The sequence below is a fragment of the Erythrobacter sp. JB1-15 genome, from assembly GCF_057365035.1.
The window spans coordinates 1605496-1622296 of sequence record NZ_CP200295.1 but is presented as its reverse complement, the minus strand read 5'-3'; the positions used below and the strand labels follow the sequence as shown (position 1 = coordinate 1622296).

At 58.1% G+C, this 16801-nt stretch carries 16 protein-coding genes; 12 read left to right on the top strand and 4 right to left on the bottom strand.

Annotated features, from left to right (window positions below; translation table 11 throughout):
- Positions 1 to 14 precede the first annotated feature (14 nt).
- Positions 15 to 578 (top strand): rhodanese-like domain-containing protein, encoded by a 564-nt coding sequence (locus AC0V6L_RS07850; RefSeq protein WP_486153737.1) that lies wholly within the window; start codon positions 15 to 17, stop codon positions 576 to 578.
- Between the two features lie 116 nt (positions 579 to 694).
- Positions 695 to 1900, top strand: a complete 1206-nt coding sequence (locus AC0V6L_RS07845; protein WP_486153736.1) for a hypothetical protein — start codon at positions 695 to 697, stop codon at positions 1898 to 1900.
- Positions 1901 to 2487: 587 nt separating this feature from the next.
- On the opposite strand, the gene ruvB is transcribed toward AC0V6L_RS07845, so the two are convergent.
- A complete protein-coding gene (gene ruvB, locus AC0V6L_RS07840; protein WP_486153735.1) occupies positions 2488 to 3543 on the bottom strand; it encodes a Holliday junction branch migration DNA helicase RuvB in 1056 nt (351 codons plus the stop codon).
- A 71-nt stretch (positions 3544 to 3614) separates the two neighbouring features.
- Between ruvB and AC0V6L_RS07835 the strand changes: the two genes are divergently transcribed.
- On the top strand, positions 3615 to 3923 hold the full coding sequence (locus AC0V6L_RS07835; RefSeq protein ID WP_486153734.1) for a GIY-YIG nuclease family protein: 309 nt from the start codon (positions 3615 to 3617) through the stop codon (positions 3921 to 3923).
- A gap of 159 nt (positions 3924 to 4082) precedes the next feature.
- On the opposite strand, the gene AC0V6L_RS07830 is transcribed toward AC0V6L_RS07835, so the two are convergent.
- Together AC0V6L_RS07830 and ruvA are read right to left on the bottom strand one after the other, a co-directional pair.
- On the bottom strand, positions 4083 to 4580 hold the full coding sequence (locus tag AC0V6L_RS07830; RefSeq protein WP_486153733.1) for a hypothetical protein: 498 nt from the start codon (positions 4578 to 4580) through the stop codon (positions 4083 to 4085).
- A gap of 57 nt (positions 4581 to 4637) precedes the next feature.
- Positions 4638 to 5252 (bottom strand): Holliday junction branch migration protein RuvA, encoded by a 615-nt coding sequence (ruvA, locus tag AC0V6L_RS07825; protein WP_486155074.1) that lies wholly within the window; start codon positions 5250 to 5252, stop codon positions 4638 to 4640.
- 394 nt (positions 5253 to 5646) lie between these two features.
- Here ruvA and aroC point away from each other — a divergent pair, with 394 nt between their 5' ends.
- The 7 genes from aroC to AC0V6L_RS07790 all read left to right on the top strand — a co-directional run bounded on the left by aroC (position 5647) and on the right by AC0V6L_RS07790 (position 12532).
- Positions 5647 to 6762 (top strand): chorismate synthase, encoded by a 1116-nt coding sequence (gene aroC / locus AC0V6L_RS07820; protein ID WP_486153732.1) that lies wholly within the window; start codon positions 5647 to 5649, stop codon positions 6760 to 6762.
- Positions 6763 to 6869: 107 nt separating this feature from the next.
- Complete coding sequence (locus AC0V6L_RS07815; RefSeq protein ID WP_486153731.1) at positions 6870 to 7226, top strand: UrcA family protein; 357 nt, start codon at positions 6870 to 6872, stop codon at positions 7224 to 7226.
- Positions 7227 to 7391: 165 nt separating this feature from the next.
- Positions 7392 to 7835, top strand: coding sequence for an NAD(P)-binding protein (locus AC0V6L_RS07810; RefSeq protein WP_486153730.1), 444 nt, complete (start codon positions 7392 to 7394; stop codon positions 7833 to 7835).
- Positions 7784 to 8824: a hypothetical protein gene (locus AC0V6L_RS07805; RefSeq protein ID WP_486153729.1), complete on the top strand. Its 1041-nt coding sequence runs from the start codon at positions 7784 to 7786 to the stop codon at positions 8822 to 8824. Before AC0V6L_RS07810 ends, AC0V6L_RS07805 begins: the two co-directional genes overlap by 52 nt.
- Complete coding sequence (locus AC0V6L_RS07800) at positions 8824 to 9450, top strand: FAD-dependent oxidoreductase (RefSeq protein ID WP_486153728.1); 627 nt, start codon at positions 8824 to 8826, stop codon at positions 9448 to 9450. Before AC0V6L_RS07805 ends, AC0V6L_RS07800 begins: the two co-directional genes overlap by 1 nt.
- Before the next feature lie 11 nt (positions 9451 to 9461).
- A complete protein-coding gene (locus AC0V6L_RS07795; protein ID WP_486153727.1) occupies positions 9462 to 11576 on the top strand; it encodes an FAD-dependent oxidoreductase in 2115 nt (704 codons plus the stop codon).
- An 11-nt stretch (positions 11577 to 11587) separates the two neighbouring features.
- Positions 11588 to 12532 carry an acetoacetate decarboxylase family protein gene (locus AC0V6L_RS07790; protein WP_486153726.1) on the top strand — a complete coding sequence of 315 codons (945 nt, stop codon included), beginning with the start codon at positions 11588 to 11590 and terminating at the stop codon, positions 12530 to 12532.
- Positions 12533 to 12553: 21 nt separating this feature from the next.
- On the opposite strand, the gene AC0V6L_RS07785 is transcribed toward AC0V6L_RS07790, so the two are convergent.
- Positions 12554 to 14131: a winged helix-turn-helix domain-containing protein gene (locus AC0V6L_RS07785; RefSeq protein WP_486153725.1), complete on the bottom strand. Its 1578-nt coding sequence runs from the start codon at positions 14129 to 14131 to the stop codon at positions 12554 to 12556.
- 260 nt (positions 14132 to 14391) lie between these two features.
- Here AC0V6L_RS07785 and ahpC point away from each other — a divergent pair, with 260 nt between their 5' ends.
- Both ahpC and ahpF read left to right on the top strand, forming a co-directional pair.
- Positions 14392 to 14958 (top strand): alkyl hydroperoxide reductase subunit C, encoded by a 567-nt coding sequence (ahpC, locus tag AC0V6L_RS07780; protein WP_486153724.1) that lies wholly within the window; start codon positions 14392 to 14394, stop codon positions 14956 to 14958.
- Positions 14959 to 15121: 163 nt separating this feature from the next.
- Positions 15122 to 16723 (top strand): alkyl hydroperoxide reductase subunit F, encoded by a 1602-nt coding sequence (ahpF, locus tag AC0V6L_RS07775; RefSeq protein ID WP_486153723.1) that lies wholly within the window; start codon positions 15122 to 15124, stop codon positions 16721 to 16723.
- The last annotated feature ends 78 nt before the right edge of the window (positions 16724 to 16801 follow it).

The following is a 16801-nucleotide window of genomic DNA, read 5'->3' as shown; positions in this document are numbered from 1 at the left end:
GTCAGGAGGTTTCAATGATAAACACGGTTTTGATAGCTGGTGCAGCTTTGTCTGCGGCCTTAGCGGTGCCGCTGACTGCGCAGGATCAGGTAAGCGAAGCGCAAGAAATTGATTATGCAGGCTTTGAACTGCTGACAAGCGAGGTTGCCTCCATCAGGCAGGAACGCCTTTTGTCGCTCGCAGATTTCAAGGCTCATGCGGCCGAAACTGATACACTCATCCTGGACACGCGATCCGTCGCCGCATTTGAGCTGGGCCACATAGATGGTGCGGTGAACCTGCCCTTCTCTGACTTTACACAAGATAAGTTGCGCGAAGTGATCGGCGATAACAAAGGCCGCAAAATTTTGATCTATTGCAACAACAATTTCAGCGACAATGTGCCGCCGATCAGGCTTAAGATCGCATCCCTCGCTCTGAACATTCCGACATTCATTAACTTAATCGGCTACGGCTATGGCAATGTTTGGGAGCTGGGCGATACTGTTACGACAGCCGATGTGGCTTGGGTGGGAACAACGCGAATGGCTCAGTTTCAAGCGCAACTCTCACAAACGGAACGTACAAGCCAGCAATAGGATTGCGTGCAAAAGAAAGGGCGGCTGTTCCGTGAGGAAAGCCGCCCTTTTCTGTGTTGGTGTGCCCGTACTCTTAAGCGGCTGCGCCTTCGCTACCGCCTTTTACACCGAATTTCTTGCGGCCCAGGATCGCTGCCGCGGCTGCGCCGAACAGGATCATCATCGGCGGAGCTGGCACTTCGGTGCCGCCGCTGGATGATGTGGTCGTGCCGCCTGAAGTTGACGATGTAGAGCTAGAGGTCGACGTCGAGCTGGTTGTCGATGTCGCGCCCGAAGTGGTGCCGCCGCTGGTGGTGCTACCGCCCGAAGTGGACCCGCCGGAGCTGGATGCACCCGAGCTGGAACCCGACGAAGAGGTCGATGTCGAGGTGCTGCTGGAGCTGGACGAAGAGCTGGTTGAGCTCGTCATATCGCCAGAGCTCGTCCCGCCGCTGGTCGCGCCGCCTGAAGAGGTGGTGCTTGACCCGCCCGAAGTGCTCGAGCCGCCCGACGTGCTGGTTGCACCGCCCGAGGTTGATGTGTCACCGCCGCTCGATGAGGAGCTGGAGCCGCCTGAAGAGCTCGAAGAACTGCTCGCGCCGCCCGATGTGCTGGTATCGCCGCCGCTGGAACCGCCGCTTGACGATGTGCTTGAGCCACCTGAGCTGGATGAACCACCCGAGCTGGACGAACCGCCCGACGAACTGGTGTTGTCACCGCCGCCGCTCGACGAGCTGGAGGACGATGAGGAGCTGCTGCTCGATGAAGAGCTGGAGCTGGAGGAGGAAGACGAGCTGGAAACCGCACCCGTGCTCGATGTCACGGCTCCGGTTGAGCTGGAAACCGCGCCGGTTGAGCTGGAGACTGCGCCAGTGGAGCTGGAAACATCGCCTGTTGAGCTAGAGACTGCGCCGGTTGAGCTACTCACCGCGCCAGTAGAGCTGGAAACCGCCCCCGTTGATGTCGAGGTGGAAACCGCACCCGTGCTCGATGAGACGTCGCCCGTTGAGGAGCTGACAGCGCCTGTTGAGGTCGAATTGTCGATGTTGATATTGATGTTGATGCCATCGCCATCTTCACCGCCCGTGCTGGTGGTTGTCCCGCCGCTGGTTGTGGTGGTGGTTGTGCCGCCGCTCGTTGAGCTCACCGGCTCGCCGGTATTGGTGATGTTGTTGACCGTGACATCGCCCGATGACGAGCCGCCACCGCCAAAGAAGCCGCCGCCAAAGCCGCCACCGAACCCGCCGCCAAAGCCGCCGCTGCCGCCAACAATCACGGGCGCAGCGCCAAAGCCGCCGCCGCCTTGTACGGGAGGAAGCGGGGGAAGCGGTGCAGGTGCATAGGCAACCTGCGCAATCGGCGGGCATTCAATCGGATCGTAATAGGCCTGGCTCGCGCCCGCAGGCAGCGGAGCCGATGCCGCGACAACGCCGGGTGCCAAAGGCTGGCATTCCACTGTGCGTTCCACAATCCGGCGGCGCTGTTCAGGGATCACCCGTTCGCGCGTCTTGATATAGCGCGGCTCGTTTGGAAGCGGTTGCAGCTTCGTCCCGTCGCGCGGCACATCCAGATTGGTGGTGTATTGCGGATCATCCGTGTTCAACGGCTCAGCCACACGAACAGCACCGCCCTGAATAAGAGCGACACCTGCGACGGCGGCGGAGAGCTTTGCAGCAGCCAGTTTGAACGACATAACTAAAAACCTTATTTGCCTATTGGAGGCTTGATATAGCGAACCTATACCGACGCCTGTTCCAACGCTGTAATGCCTCCACCTCGCATTACACCGCAATGTGTTTAACCATATTTAGGCCGCCTCGGCTCCTCAAAAATCGCGAATTACCGTGATTTTACGTCCGCTTGTCCCGAATTGACACTGCTGGGTTAGCTTTCATTTAGCCATTTTACACGGGCGCAACATTTGCGCGGCCTATTTGACGCTATCGCCGAACAATCCGGGCGAAGGGCGATTCGCATCATCGCCTGCGCGTTTCACAGGCGTCATCTCAAGATGCTCCCAGCCCGCATCATTCAGCACGCGCCCGCGCGCGGTGCGTGCGAGCAGGCCCAGCTGGATGAGGTAAGGTTCCACCACATCCTCCACCGTATCGCGCGGTTCCGCCAGCCCTGCTGCCAGCGTTTCCACCCCCACTGGGCCGCCTTTGTAAGTGGCGGCGATCATGGTGAGATATTTGCGGTCCATCGCGTCCAAACCCAGCCGGTCAATCTCCAGCCGGGTCAGCGCATCATCTGCGCCTGCGCGCGTCACGGTGCCGGTCCCTGCAACCTGCGCAAAATCGCGCACCCGGCGCAATAACCGCCCCGCCACACGCGGTGTCCCGCGCGAACGCCGCGCAATCTCGCGCGCCCCATCTGTGTCAATCGCGAGCCCCAGCAGCCCCGCGCCGCGCGTTACCACTTGTTCCAGCTCTTCATGGGAGTAGAATTGCAAACGCACCGGAATGCCGAACCGGTCGCGCAATGGTGTGGTGAGCAGCCCCTGCCGCGTCGTCGCCCCAATCAGCGTGAATGGCGGCAGATCAATCCGCACACTGCGCGCCGATGGCCCTTCGCCAATGATGATATCGAGCGCGCGGTCCTCCATCGCCGGGTACAGCACTTCCTCAACCACCGGGTTCAGCCGGTGAATTTCATCAATAAACAGCACGTCATGCGGTTCAAGATTGGTGAGCAAGGCCGCCAGATCGCCCGCTTTTGCAATCACCGGGCCCGATGTTGCCCGAAACCCCACACCAAGCTCGGCTGCGACAATCTGCGCGAGCGTCGTTTTGCCAAGGCCGGGCGGGCCAAAAAACAGCGTATGATCCATCGCCTCGCCGCGCGATTTGGCTGACTGGATAAACACTGCCAAATTGTCGCGTGCGGCTTCCTGTCCGATAAACTCGGAGAGCGATTTGGGCCTGAGCGCGGTATCAGGATCACCGATTTGCGGATCGGGGGAATGGATGGGCGGATCGTCCGTCATGACAGTGCTTTAATCCCTCCACCGTCATCCTGAACTTGTTTCAGGATCCATTTCGCAACACGCTTGGAGCCATGTCTTTGGAACGCCAACCCTGCGTCTACATTCTCGCCAACAAACCCTATGGGACGCTTTATATCGGAGTGACAAGCGACCTTATTGCCCGCCTGTGGCAACATCGAAACGATGAAATCGATGGTTTCACGAAACGCTACTCGGTTCATGGTCTCGTTCGATACGAAGTGTTTGGCGGCATGGAGGCGGCGATACAACGCGAGAAACAGTTGAAACGATGGCACCGGCAGTGGAAAATCAACCTGATCGAAAGCGAGAACCCCGATTGGCATGACTTGGCCATTGGGCTGGGCCTGCCCCCGCTTTAAGCTCTCGTCATGCTGAACTTGTTTCAGCATCTATTCCTGCCCCTCTTCGGCGAAGCAAATGGAGAAATGGATCCTGAAACGAGTTCAGGATGACGAATGTTATAAGTCATCATCCCGCCGCCTTTGTCAGCGCTGCACCTGCCATATCGTTCATCTTGCTCATTGCTCGGAAAAGTCTGAATAGGCCTTGCGGGAGGTGAATTGGGGGCGAAACAATTTTCCGCCATTGATCTGCACAGGATTGCCTGCCTGATCCAGCGCGAGCGAGCCCACAACGTAATATATGCCCGGTTCCGGCACTGCGACGGAGCTGCAACTGGTCCCTACAGGTTTTACGATTTTCAGACGGCCGGTCGCGCGTTCGATTTTGCCCGTTTCTTGGGGCGTATCAGCCATCAGATGTACATCGATCAGATCGCGGTAATGCACATTGCGCAGCGAATTGGGCGTGATGCGCACCCGGTATTGCACCATGCCTTCGGGGATTTCGGTCTGTTGCTGCGCGCTGAACACCACAAATCGGCTTTCAAACTGCGGCCCCTGGCACGCAGCGGCGGGTGATGCAGCGGTAAGGCCCAGCACAAGGCCCAGCCCAAGGCCCAGTCCAATGCCAAGTCTTAGGCGCGCGAGAGCGGCGAAAATCTTCGGGTTCTTCATCGGGTCAATTCCTCCTGAAAAACGGGTCGCATCGCAAGGATTGATTGCCGATGAACATCACCCCGCCGCCTTTTTGAGCGCCACGCGGATCAGATCGCTTTCGCTGGCATCCTCGCCCAATTCGGCGGTGGCGCGGGCGACGGCTTGGGCGGCCACTGCCGGTTTGAAGCCGAGATTTTCCAATGCGCTTACCGCATCCGCGCTTGCGCCGCCTGGCGCCATGGCCGCCCCGCCGCCTGACGCGCTGCCTGCCCCGACAGATCCCGGCATCGCGCCTGCTTTATCGGTCAGCTCATTCACGATCCGGCCTGCAAGTTTCGGCCCTACCCCATTGGCGCGCGCAACGCTGGCGGCATCGCCTGCCGCACACGCATCGCGCAATTCGGCAGTGGAAAGCGCGGAAAGGATCGCAAGGCCCACTTTGCTGCCCACGCCCTGAACCTGTGTTAGCAAGCGGAACCAGTCGCGCTCTGCGCTTTCCGCAAAGCCCAAAAGGCGCATATCATTCTCGCTCACCTGCAAATCGGTGTGGATGGTGCATGCCTCCCCCACATTGCCCAGCGCCGACAATGTGCGCGCCGAACAATGGACGAGATAGCCCACCCCGCCGACATCGACGATGGCCCAATCCTCACCCGTTTCATCGAGCCTGCCTGATAGCTTTGCAATCATATTGCATGTGTTCTCGCCTAAAGGTGCGCCAAAGGCCAGACCGTGCGAGGCGTTTATCGTCACTCCTGCAGGTGGCGGAGGCGCGCTGCCACCCACGTTTTCCTACTTTGTGTTGCCGCGCTATAGGCTTTGCCACGATGATTTGCGCGCTTCTCCTCTCTCAGGCCCTCTCTCAGCCCCTCCCTCAACCCTGCCGAATTGATCGACTGGTTCGATCAAAAGCCACATCAGTGATCGATCTGATTTTTACGCCAAGACCGTGTAACATGCGGTCCAAGTGCCTCTCACCAGCGACGAACCGAGTGAGAGGGCCCGGTGAGCTGAATAGTAAGCTGAATGGCAGGCAGCCGGGCGGGTGGTGGACAAATGGCGCCAGATTGGGGAAAGGGCTGGCATGAGCTGGAACACATTCGGACGCGCTTTGCGCTTCACCACTTGGGGCGAAAGCCATGGACCTGGCCTTGGCGTGGTGGTGGATGGCTGCCCGCCCGGGCTGGCGCTGACAGAGGAGGCGATCCAACCCTTCATGGATGCGCGCCGTCCGGGGCAAAGCAAGTACACAACGCAAAGGCAAGAGGCGGATCAGGTGCGCATTGGGTCTGGCGTGTTTGAAGGCAGGACAACCGGCACGCCCATTCACCTGATGATCGAAAACACCGATCAGCGCTCCAAAGACTACTCGGAAATCGCCAAGAGCTATCGCCCCGGTCATGCCGATTACACCTATGATGCGAAATACGGGCACCGCGACTATCGCGGCGGCGGGCGATCATCGGCGCGCGAAACCGCAGCGCGGGTGGCCGCCGGCGCAGTGGCGCGGGCGATCATCCCAGAGGTATCGGTGCTTGCCTATGTATGCGAACTGGGCGGGGATGCGATTGACATGAATGCCTTTGACGCAAGCGAGATCGCGCGCAATCCGTTCTTCTGCCCTGATGCGGCGGCGGCCAAACGCTGGGAAGCGAAAGTGGACGAGGCGCGCAAGGCAGGCTCTTCGCTGGGCGCTGTGGTCGAATGCGTGGCAAGCGGCGTTCCGGCTGGCTGGGGCGCGCCGGTCTATGCCAAGCTCGACAGCGATCTGGCGGCTGCGATGATGACAATCAACGCGACCAAAGGCGTGGAGATCGGCGATGGCTTTGCCGCAGCCCGGCTGACAGGTGAACAGAACGCCGATGCCATGTCGCCCGGCCCTGATGGCAAACCGCAATACGCCAGCAACCATGCAGGCGGGACAGCAGGCGGCATCTCCACCGGACAGCCCGTAGTGGTGCGAACCGCTTTCAAACCAACAAGCTCGATCCTCACGCCCGTCCCTTCCATCACCTCTGATGGCGAGGCGACTCAGGTGCGCACCAAGGGCCGCCATGATCCGTGTGTGGGCATCAGAGGCGCGCCGGTAGTCGAAGCGATGATGGCGCTGGTGCTGGCCGATCACAAACTGCTGCATCAAGGCCAGATGGGCAGCATCGGGGTGGGAGCAGGAGCAGGAGCAGGAGCGGAGAAGCCATAAGGGAAACATCAGATTAGCTTCAAGGTGCGCTCAGGACTTTGAATGCCAAACCCCCGATTGAGGATGGCAGGCGAACAGATCGCCACAACTCATCAAGGGGAATTCACATGTTCAATACCACTAAAGCCATCACGGCCACCGCTCTGCTTGCACTTGGCTGCACCAGCGCAATCGCCGCTGACAATGACACGATGACAGTCAACGATGACGGCAATCGCACCGTGATGGTGTCCTATGACGACCTCAACCTCGACAGCGAAACGGGGATGAAAGCTCTGGAAAGCCGCATTCGCGGGGCTGTCAAGAAGGTGTGCGGATACTCAAGAGCGCGCCAGTCGGTGCGCGAGGTGTCGCAATACCGCCAATGCGCAAAAGCCACCACATCGGTTGCGCTGGCCAGCATCAAGTCAACAAACGCCACTCGCCTCGCTGTAAGCAGCGTCCCGGCCAAAGCGAACCGGTAAGCACTGACCACAAAGGGGGCGGCTGGGTGACCGGCTGCCCCCTCAGGCTTAGGCCCGCGCCGAAAGGTGCGACATCAACGTGCGACAGGGAGGCAAAGCAATGGTAGGATTGATGCCAACGACTCCCGCCAGGCCGGGTCAGTCGATCAGGTTTGGGGGGACCATATGACTGACACCACGGGTGCGAACGAGGTCGCACAGCGCAAAAGGATCACGATCCTGGGCGGCGGACCATCGGCGGTTGCGGCCGCCTTCTGGCTCAGCGATCCAGCGCTTGAGGGCCGCTATGACATCACCATCTATACGCAAGGCTGGCGGCTGGGCGGCAAATGCGCGAGCGGCCGCAACGAAGCGGTTGCCGACCGGATAGAGGAACACGGCCTGCACATCCTGATGGGCTGCTATCAAAACGCCTTTGCCACTTTGCGCACTTGCTATGAAGAGTGGCGCAGAGTGCATCCCGACCCGGATAACCCCCTGCAGGAATGGACCGATGGGTTCAAACCGCAGCATCTGGTGTCTTTGATGGATCGTTCGCCCGATGGGGTCTGGACCCCGTGGAACATCCCCTTTCCCAAATTGGGGGAGAGCCGGGCGATGAGGTGCTGAACGCAAAAGACCGCCCCGGCCAGCTGCCAATCAGCGCACAAAGCAAATTGGTTCTAACTTTGATCGATACGATTGAAGGTTTGATCCCTGCTCACGCACCTTTCCGCAAAGCCGTGGAGACTTGGTTCGCTGTCGTCCGCTACAGGCTGGTGCCCGATCGGATACAACCCAAAGTGGGCGCAAAAGTCGCGCTGGCGAGCGCGCAGGACCAGATTGGCCAGTTCCTTAGCAGACATCAAAAAGATGATCGCCCGCTTGCCGTCGGCATCTTGGACACCTTGCGCATGATCGCCATTGGCGCGGATCTCGTTGTGGCGACAAGTGCCGGCTATATCAGCGATCTGCTGGGCAAGGGGGAAGCGGGCTACGACGCGCTCAACGCGCTCGACATGCGCGAATGGCTGGGCAAGCACGGGGCGACACGTGGCACGCTGAATTCGGGCCTCGTCAATGCAATCTATGACCTGGCCTTTGCGCAGGTTGGCGGAGAAATGGACGACCCAGGACTGCTGGCCGCCGGCGTGTCCTTTCGCGCGCAGATGGAGATTGCGGTCGGATACAACAACGCGCCGCTGTGGCGAATGGTGGCAGGCACAGCTGACACTGTATTCACGCCGCTTTACGATGTTCTGACCGCACGCGGGGTCGATATTCAGCTGTTCCACCGGGTGACCGGGCTGAAATGCGCAAATGGCGAATTGTCGCAAATCACTGTCAGACGGCAAGCGCGCACTCTTGGAAACAAGCCCTATAAGCCGCTTCGCCGGATCACCATACCGGGCGGCAAACAGATGGACAGCTGGCCAAGCGAGCCGGATTGGTCCCAATTGGAAAATGGCGAAAAGCTGAAAGCCGACGGCACCGATTTCGACTATTCCGATTGCCTCGTCTATTCCGATCCCCCCGCACACTCAGCGCGGGCGAAGACTTCGACATCGCCATATCAGGGCTTCCGCCGCTTGTTCTCGAACCGCTCGTCACCGATCTGATGACAGCGCATCCCAAATGGGCCAGCGCGATTGAGCACAGTGCATCGGTTGGCACACAGGCGATGCAATTGTGGATGAGCAGGGGACTTGATGACCTTGGCTGGAGCCATGGTTCAACCGTGCTCACATCGTACAAACCGCCTTACGATAGCTGGGGCGATATGACCGAGGTCATTGCCTTTGAGAATTGGGGAGAGGACCGGTCTGGCCCTGTCCCCATCCCGCATTCGCTGGCCTATTTCTGCGGCACTTTGGCAATTGACGGTGATCCAATATCCCCGCCCAGTCTGGCTCGCGATGCCGACCATATAGCCGATCAATGGATCGACACCTCGCTCAGCGGTTTGTGGCCTAACCTTAAAGACACCAGTTTCGGATCACAGGTTATCAGCAGCTATGTGCGGGCCAATTTCGACCTGTCCGAACAATATGTCCAAACCCCATCAGGCGAAAATGTCGCATCGCGCTTTGATCCTGCAAAACCTGCCGAGCTCAGCAATTTCTACATCGTGGGCGACTGGACCAAAACCCGCTTTAGCGGCGGCTGTTTTGAAAGCGCAATGGAATCAGGAATGCTGGCCGCGCGCGCGATCAGCGGCTTTCCGCAATACGTCAAAACCACCTGAGGAGGCGCCCGATGGCCAAGCGCAAGATAGCAATTCTGGGTGGCGGTATGGCGGGGCTGAGTGCCGCTTATCAATTGACCCGCACGCCTGATTTGCGAGCCGCGAACGAAGTGACCGTCTATCAGATGGGCTGGCGCTGCGGCGGCAAAGGGGCCAGCGGACGCGACGCGCAAAACCGCAATATCGAACACGGCCTGCATGTCTGGTTCGGCTTTTACGAAAACACGTTCAAACTGCTTCAGGAACTCTACGCCGAACGCCCGCCAATAGAAGGCGGGTGGGCCATGCCAGCATGGCAGGACGCGGCAAAACCCCAGCGCTTCACTCCGCTGGGAGTGTTAGATCCCGCAGGAACCTGGTCTTACTGGCCGCTGACCTGGGCGACAAACAATGGCATTCCGGGCACGGGCGGGCTGTTTCCGACCCTGTTCGAAATGCTTGGCACAATGGCAGATTGGGTGAAGCTGATCCTGTCGCATCACGAAGGCCCCAATATGCGCGAGGCGATCGGGCATGCGGGGCCTGCGCCAGATGGCCCGCACAAACTGCAAAGCCCGCTCGATGCTCTTGATGCAGCAGCAGCGCACATCCGCGCCGCTGAAGAAGCAACAGCGGATGCTCTGCATGAGGCAGCCCGCCGCGCACTCGGCCTGATTAGCTGGGTCCATAAGGCGCACGAACCGCACTCAGCCAAGGCGCGCAAGGCGAACGGTCATTCCATCCCGCACGATCTGCTCGACATTTTCAAAGCGGTATCGAAAGGGATCGTTCTTGATCTGATTTTGAAGGATGCGCCCTTCATTTCGCTTGACGATTTAGAGTTTCGCGAGTGGCTGCTAAAACACGGTGCAAACCGCGACGTAGTTGCGCAATCCACTCTTGTGCGGCTGCTCTATGACACCGCCTATCAATATGTCGATGGCGATGCGGACCAGCCCAATGTCGCCGCTGGCACTGCGCTCGGCACCATTATGCGCATCGTGCTCACTTACAAAGGCACGGCGATATACGAGGTGCAGGCTGGCATGGGCGAGGTGATGGTTGGCCCGCTTTACGAACAGCTCATCGCCAATGGTGTGACGTTCGAATTCTTCAACAAGGTCACGTCGCTTGAACCAAGCTCAACCGATCCCGGCAAATTGGGCAAGGTCAAAATCGACATACAGGCCGAGTGCATTGATGGTCCTTATACGCCCACGCAGCGACGAGATGGCATGGTGGTGTGGCCATCACAGCCGCATTGGGAACAGCTGAAAGCCGGCGCACAAATGCAGGCCGCAGCGGTCAATTTTGAAAGCAATTGGTACAACTGGCCGGCAGCAGACCAGCGTGAATTGACGCTGGGTGAGGATTTCGACGATGTCGTTCTGGCCATTGCCTTGGGCGCATTGAAACAGTTCAGCGAGGATGAGCCGGGCATCTGCGCCCCGCTTACCGCGATCAACACGCCGCTGCGCAATTGGATCGAAAACACCCCGATCGTGCCCAGCCTCAGCGTTCAATTGTGGTGCGACCGCGACCTTGAAGGTCTTGGCTGGACCCGCGCCAAACCTGCCTGTGTCTCAGGCCCCGAATATCTCGATATCTGGGCTGATATGAGCCAGGTTTTGAAATTTGAAGGATGGGGCGATCACGGCCCCAAGAGCCTGCATTACCTGACAGGTACCATGTCATCCACGCTGTATCGCGCGCCAAAATCTCAATCGGATACGCCGGCAAAAGCCAAAGCGGATTTGCGCCGCATGACGATCAATTGGCTCAACACCAAAAGCTACGCCTCATGGCCCGGTGCGCAAAGGGATAATCAGTTTAACTGGTCAATCCTCCATGCGCCCAGCGATGTGACGGGCGAAGCGCGATTGGACGCGCAATACTACCGCGCCAATGTTGATCCCGGCGAATGCACGACGCTTTCAGGCGCCGGGATGACGCAATACCGGCTGCACGCAAAGACCGATTTCAGCAACCTGATCCTTGCTGGCGAAGGGACGCAAATGGGGCTTGTCACCTCATTCGAAGGGGCAGTGTTGTCAGGCATGGCTGCCGCCCGCGCGATCTGCGGTCAGCCTGTCAAAATTATCGGATACGATTTTCTCGAACGCCGCCCTTCACAAGGCTTTGGATAAGGATTGAAACGATGAGCAATATCCCTTTTATTTCCTGGCTGGGCCATGGCGCGATTGATGTGGCACCGCCGGGAGTCTTTGAAAACGCGGCCGCGCACGCATTTGTAATTGAGGCCGATAAAGCGTCGATGCAAAATCTCACCGATGAACTTCTCAACGCAGCAAGCGATGGTAGCGTGCGGTATGAAGTTCCGCTGGGCGTGTCGATTTTCAGCTCTGTCGATGTGGAGCGCACTTTTTCAGGCGGCGCTGAGGTCGGCTGGCTACCGGGACGCGAATTTGCAGTGTGGATCCCGCTGATCGAAAAGCACAAAGGCGATCTATTGAAGACGCGCGTTGTTCTGTGGTCGCCCTATATTTTCATCAACTATGCCATGGGTATGGTGATCGGACGCGAGACATGGGGCTGGGCCAAAGAGCTGGGCGATCTCGAAGTGCCAGAAGACAATCCTGAAAACCCGCAATTCTGCTGCACAACCACATTCTTCCCCACCCTGTCGAGCGAGACGCGCGGGGTAACGGCTCCGCTTTACACCATCAAAGGTGCAAAGGCCGAATTGGACACCGCGGAATGGAGTGATGGCGTCAAAGCGGCAGAAGCCTTTCTCGCCCGGCTGCTGTCAGGCGCCGGCGAAGACGTGGCCGATTTGTTTCACTTTCGTCCCCATGTTCCGGCAGTCGCACTCAAACAATTTCGCGAGCCTGGCGCTACCAATACAGCGTGTTACCGCGCGATTGTGCACACGCCTGTTGAGATCACCAAGTTCAAAGGCGGCGGCTTTTTGAAAGGCGCGCATGAAATCGACGTGACAACGTGCGAAAGCCACCAGATCATTCGCGATATTTTGGGCCGCGAACCTGATCCCGGCTCCACCAAAATCCCGGTAAAATTCGCTATTTGGGCAAAGTTCAATTTTGCGACGCTGCCCGGCGATAATGTTCTGGTTAGCCAATAGCGGCAAAACCGGCTGACACCGTCAGCCCCCGCGCGCTTTGGCAATTCCTTCGTGAAACAGGGCGGTGATCGCCTTGTCTTCATAAAAGGTGCCTGCGGCCGCCGCGATGGATATGCCCGCTTCTGATTCCAGCTTGGTGAGCAATGCGGCAGCTTTGTCCAGCTGCCCCGCATGCGCACACGATGCAATCAGCAATGCGTAAATCGGCGGCGATTGTCCGTATTTCACCGCCTCATTCGCCAGCTCCATTGCCTGTGCGTAGTCACCTCTCGCAAACCCAATTGCAGCCTGATAACCGACCTGCAAAGTGCGATTGGGCGACAGAGGATCAAGCTTGATCGACAATTGCATCAACGCCTCAGCTTCATCGACATGGCCCGATGCAAGCTTGGCCATTGCGAGCACCATCTGTGTGAACGAGGAGCCCGGATTGAGCTGATAGGCCCGCTCTGCCAATCGGCTAGCCCCTTGAAGATCACCGGCGATCTTGCAAGCGAGCGATCCCGTACCCACCACCTGCGGATCGTCCGAGCCATGGGTGAGGCTTTCGGACGTGTGATATTCGGCCAGACGCAGATTTTCCAGCGGATCATCCGACCATTTGCTTTGCGCGATATTGGCATGGCATCCAGCCACAATGCTGTGCGCCAGCGGGTAATCGGGATCGCGCTCCAAAGCTTCATTCAGCAGGTCGAGCGCTTCGTACATGCCCTGGCGAGTGTAAGTGCGCAATTTGGCAAGCCCGCGCAGATAGAGCTCATATGCCTTAAGATCAGCGGTTGGGCGGCGGATCGCGCGCATGGTTTCGCGCTGCTGTACAGAAAACTCCACAACCCCTGCAACGCCTGCTGCAACATCATCATAAAGCTGGAACAGATCGTCCATCGAACCTTCGAACCGGTCTTGCCAAACGACCCCGCCATTGCTGACATCGGCCACTTCAACGCGGACACGCAGCCGGTCCCCTGCGGTTTGTGCCTGGCCCGAAACGATATAACGCACGCCCAGCTTCTCACCCGCTTCGATCGGCGTGTTGACCTCGTTCCGGATCGCAAAGGTTGAACCACTGGCAATGATGAACAAAGTGCGGATGCGGCTAAGCGCTGCGACCACTTCTTCAACCAATCCGTCCACGGCAAATTGATCCGATGCGGCATTGCCGCGCATCTCGAACGGCAAAACCGCCATGGATGGTAATTCAGGCAGTTCACGCGAAAGGCCGCCAGATATGACAGTCGGCGTGTGCTCGTCACCGCTTTGGGGTTTGGCTGTGACCGGCTGAACCAGCCTGTAACCGCGTTTTGATATGGTCTCGATATACGGGTCGGATTGGCCGAGAGACTTGATTGTCTTGCGCAGGATGGAAACCGCGCGGCTCAAGCTTTCATCGCCGCCAAATTCTACGCCCCAGACATCTTCGATCATCTCATTGCGGGAAACCACCTCGCCCTGCATCTGCGCGAGCTTGAGCAGCACTTCCATAATGCGCGGTTCGATTGCCGATGATTGATCGCCCAGTTCCAAGCGGTTGAGATCGGCGCGCACGCGGACCTCTCCAATGCGGTCGACACCATTGCGGTGCAAAAGCCTGTTGTTCAAATTCTATCCCCCAACACCGCCCCTTTACGCACCGCGCTTTCCTTGTGGCAAGCGGCAACCGCTTTGCAAGTTTAGGGCACCGGCAAGCAATTTCGTCCAGACGGCAGTGCATATTGGAACCAACCGGATAGGTTCCCGTTCTTTTCATTGAAAAAATCGATCTTCGCAATCGCACAATTCAATTTTGCTGCGGCGCATCAAATCCTATGTGCGTTTTCGCCGCAGCTAGAAATCCAAACTTTTCAGGAGATACAATTCACATGGGCATTATCGGTTCAACAATCCAACCTTTCACCGCCACCGCTTTTCAAGCAGGCAAAGACTTTTTTGACGTCACTGAAAAAGACATCGAAGGCAAATGGGCGGTGTTTTTCTTCTACCCCGCCGACTGGACATTCGTATGCCCCACAGAGCTTGAAGACATGGGCGAAAAATATTCCATGTTGCAAGACATGGGCGTGGAAGTGTACGGCGTTTCAACCGACACGCATTTCAGCCACAAAGCATGGCACGATAGCTCTGAGAAAATCGGCAAGCTGAAATTCCCGTTCCTCGGCGACCAAATGCACACATTGTCGAACCAGTTCGGCGTGCTGCGCGAAGGCCTGGGCCTTGCAGACCGTGCGACTTTCGTTGTCGATCCCGATGGCGTGATCCAGATCATGGAAATCACCTGCGAAGGCGTGGGCCGAAATGCCAATGAACTGACCCGTAAGATCAAAGCCGCGCAATATGTACGCGCCAACCCCGGTCAAGTTTGCCCGGCAGCATGGGAAGAAGGCGCTGAAACGCTTGCGCCTTCACTCGATCTTGTCGGTAAAATTTAACTGACAATATTGGGCAGCGCGCAACCCTCCAGCCGCGTGCTGCCTGCGCCCTGACGCAAGTCCGGGCAAACATCAGGTCCGAACCGCTTCCACCCCCTCCCCTCCCCCTCCCGAAGCGGTTCGGGCCTGTCCTTTTGTTACCCAATACACGACGGAACACGCCATGCTCGATGCCAATATGCAGACCCAGCTCAAACAATATCTCGCCAATCTGCGCGAGCCGATTGAGCTTGTCGCAGCTTTGGATGACAGCGCCAAATCCACCCAGACGCGCGAGCTTTTGACCGAAATCGCTGAACTTCACGAAATGGTATCAGCCCATTTCGACGGCGACGATCAAATCGCAGGCGGCCGCCGCCCAAGCTTTGTTATCCGGCGTGCATCCGACCCTGCGAAATGGGTGCGCTTTGCGGGTCTTCCCATGGGACATGAGTTCACTTCGCTGGTGCTGGCGCTCCTGTGGGCTGGCGGACACCCGCCCAAGGTTGATGCCGATCTGATTGAGCAGGTCCGCGCGCTCGAAGGTGATTTCGAGTTTGAAATGTTCTTCTCACTCACCTGCCACAACTGCCCCGATGTTGTGCAAGCTCTCACTTTGATGGCGCTCGAAAACCCGCGCATCACCGCCACTTTGGTTGAAGGCGGCACGTTTCAGGACGAGGTCGAAAGCCGCGATATCATGGCGGTTCCAGCGACATTCCTGAATGGTGAAAGCTTTTACAACGGCAAGATTGAGCTGGCTGAAATCCTCTCCAAACTGGACAGCGGCGCAGATGCGAAGGCCGCCGAAAAGCTCGCCGCGAAAGACCCGTTTGAAGTTCTCGTAATCGGCGGCGGCCCAGCGGGTGCAGCGTCCGCTGTCTACACCGCACGCAAAGGCTTCCGCACTGGTATCGCGGCCGAACGGTTTGGCGGTCAGTTGATGGACACATTGGGCGTCGAAAACTTACCTGGTACAACCTACACCGAAGGGCCGAAACTGGCGGATGATCTCAAAAAGCATGTCGGTGATTACGACATTGACCTGATGGACCTCTCCCGCGCAACGCAGCTTAAACCCGCAACGAAAGCAGGCGGCTTGCACGAAGTGACATTCGCGAATGGTGCGACATTAAAAGCGCGCTCGCTTATCCTTTCAACCGGCGCGCGCTGGAAAAATCTCGGGGTTCCGGGCGAAGCGGAGTACCGCAACAAAGGCGTTGCCTATTGCCCGCATTGCGATGGGCCGCTGTTCAAGGGCAAGCGCGTTGCCGTAATCGGCGGCGGAAATTCCGGCGTTGAGGCGGCGATCGATCTTGCAGGCATTGTTGGCCGCGTAACCCTCATCGAATTCGGCACCCGGCTGCGCGCTGATGAAGTGTTGCAGGCCAAATTGCGATCCATGTCCAATGTCGAGATCATCACCAATGGTCAGACTACCGAGATCACAGGCGATGGCAAACGGTGCAATGGACTGGTGGTGAAAGACCGGACAGATGGGGAGGAACGCCGGGTCGAATTGGAAGGCGTGTTCATCCAAATCGGTCTCGTGCCCAACACCGAATGGCTGGTCGATACAGACCTTGAATTGTCGAAGTATGGCGAGATAGTGATCGACGAAGAAGGCGGGACCAATTTGCCCGGCATCTATGCCGCTGGCGATGTCACCACTGTGCCGCACAAACAGATTGTTGTGGCCATGGGCGAAGGGTCAAAAGCAGCGCTTGGCGCATTTGATTACCTCATCCGAAATGAAGCCATCGAAGACATCGCAGCAGCGGCCTAGCCCGTACTCACATTAAACCACAAAACCGATCAATCTTGTCATATTAATCGATTGGACTAATCACACCGCTTGCATCAT

What these genes read in the sequence shown, in the direction of transcription:
- AC0V6L_RS07815 (WP_486153731.1), top strand. Translation starts at nt 6,870, where the DNA reads ATGTTCAATACCACTAAAGCCATCACGGCCACCGCTCTGCTTGCACTT.
- AC0V6L_RS07835 (WP_486153734.1), top strand. Translation starts at nt 3,615, where the DNA reads ATGTCTTTGGAACGCCAACCCTGCGTCTACATTCTCGCCAACAAACCC.
- AC0V6L_RS07795 (WP_486153727.1), top strand. Translation starts at nt 9,462, where the DNA reads ATGGCCAAGCGCAAGATAGCAATTCTGGGTGGCGGTATGGCGGGGCTG.
- AC0V6L_RS07850 (WP_486153737.1), top strand. Translation starts at nt 15, where the DNA reads ATGATAAACACGGTTTTGATAGCTGGTGCAGCTTTGTCTGCGGCCTTA.
- AC0V6L_RS07810 (WP_486153730.1), top strand. Translation starts at nt 7,392, where the DNA reads ATGACTGACACCACGGGTGCGAACGAGGTCGCACAGCGCAAAAGGATC.
- ahpC (WP_486153724.1), top strand. Translation starts at nt 14,392, where the DNA reads ATGGGCATTATCGGTTCAACAATCCAACCTTTCACCGCCACCGCTTTT.
- ruvB (WP_486153735.1), bottom strand. Translation starts at nt 3,543, where the DNA reads ATGACGGACGATCCGCCCATCCATTCCCCCGATCCGCAAATCGGTGAT.
- AC0V6L_RS07800 (WP_486153728.1), top strand. Translation starts at nt 8,824, where the DNA reads ATGACAGCGCATCCCAAATGGGCCAGCGCGATTGAGCACAGTGCATCG.
- aroC (WP_486153732.1), top strand. Translation starts at nt 5,647, where the DNA reads ATGAGCTGGAACACATTCGGACGCGCTTTGCGCTTCACCACTTGGGGC.
- AC0V6L_RS07830 (WP_486153733.1), bottom strand. Translation starts at nt 4,580, where the DNA reads ATGAAGAACCCGAAGATTTTCGCCGCTCTCGCGCGCCTAAGACTTGGC.
- ahpF (WP_486153723.1), top strand. Translation starts at nt 15,122, where the DNA reads ATGCTCGATGCCAATATGCAGACCCAGCTCAAACAATATCTCGCCAAT.
- ruvA (WP_486155074.1), bottom strand. Translation starts at nt 5,252, where the DNA reads ATGATTGCAAAGCTATCAGGCAGGCTCGATGAAACGGGTGAGGATTGG.
- AC0V6L_RS07790 (WP_486153726.1), top strand. Translation starts at nt 11,588, where the DNA reads ATGAGCAATATCCCTTTTATTTCCTGGCTGGGCCATGGCGCGATTGAT.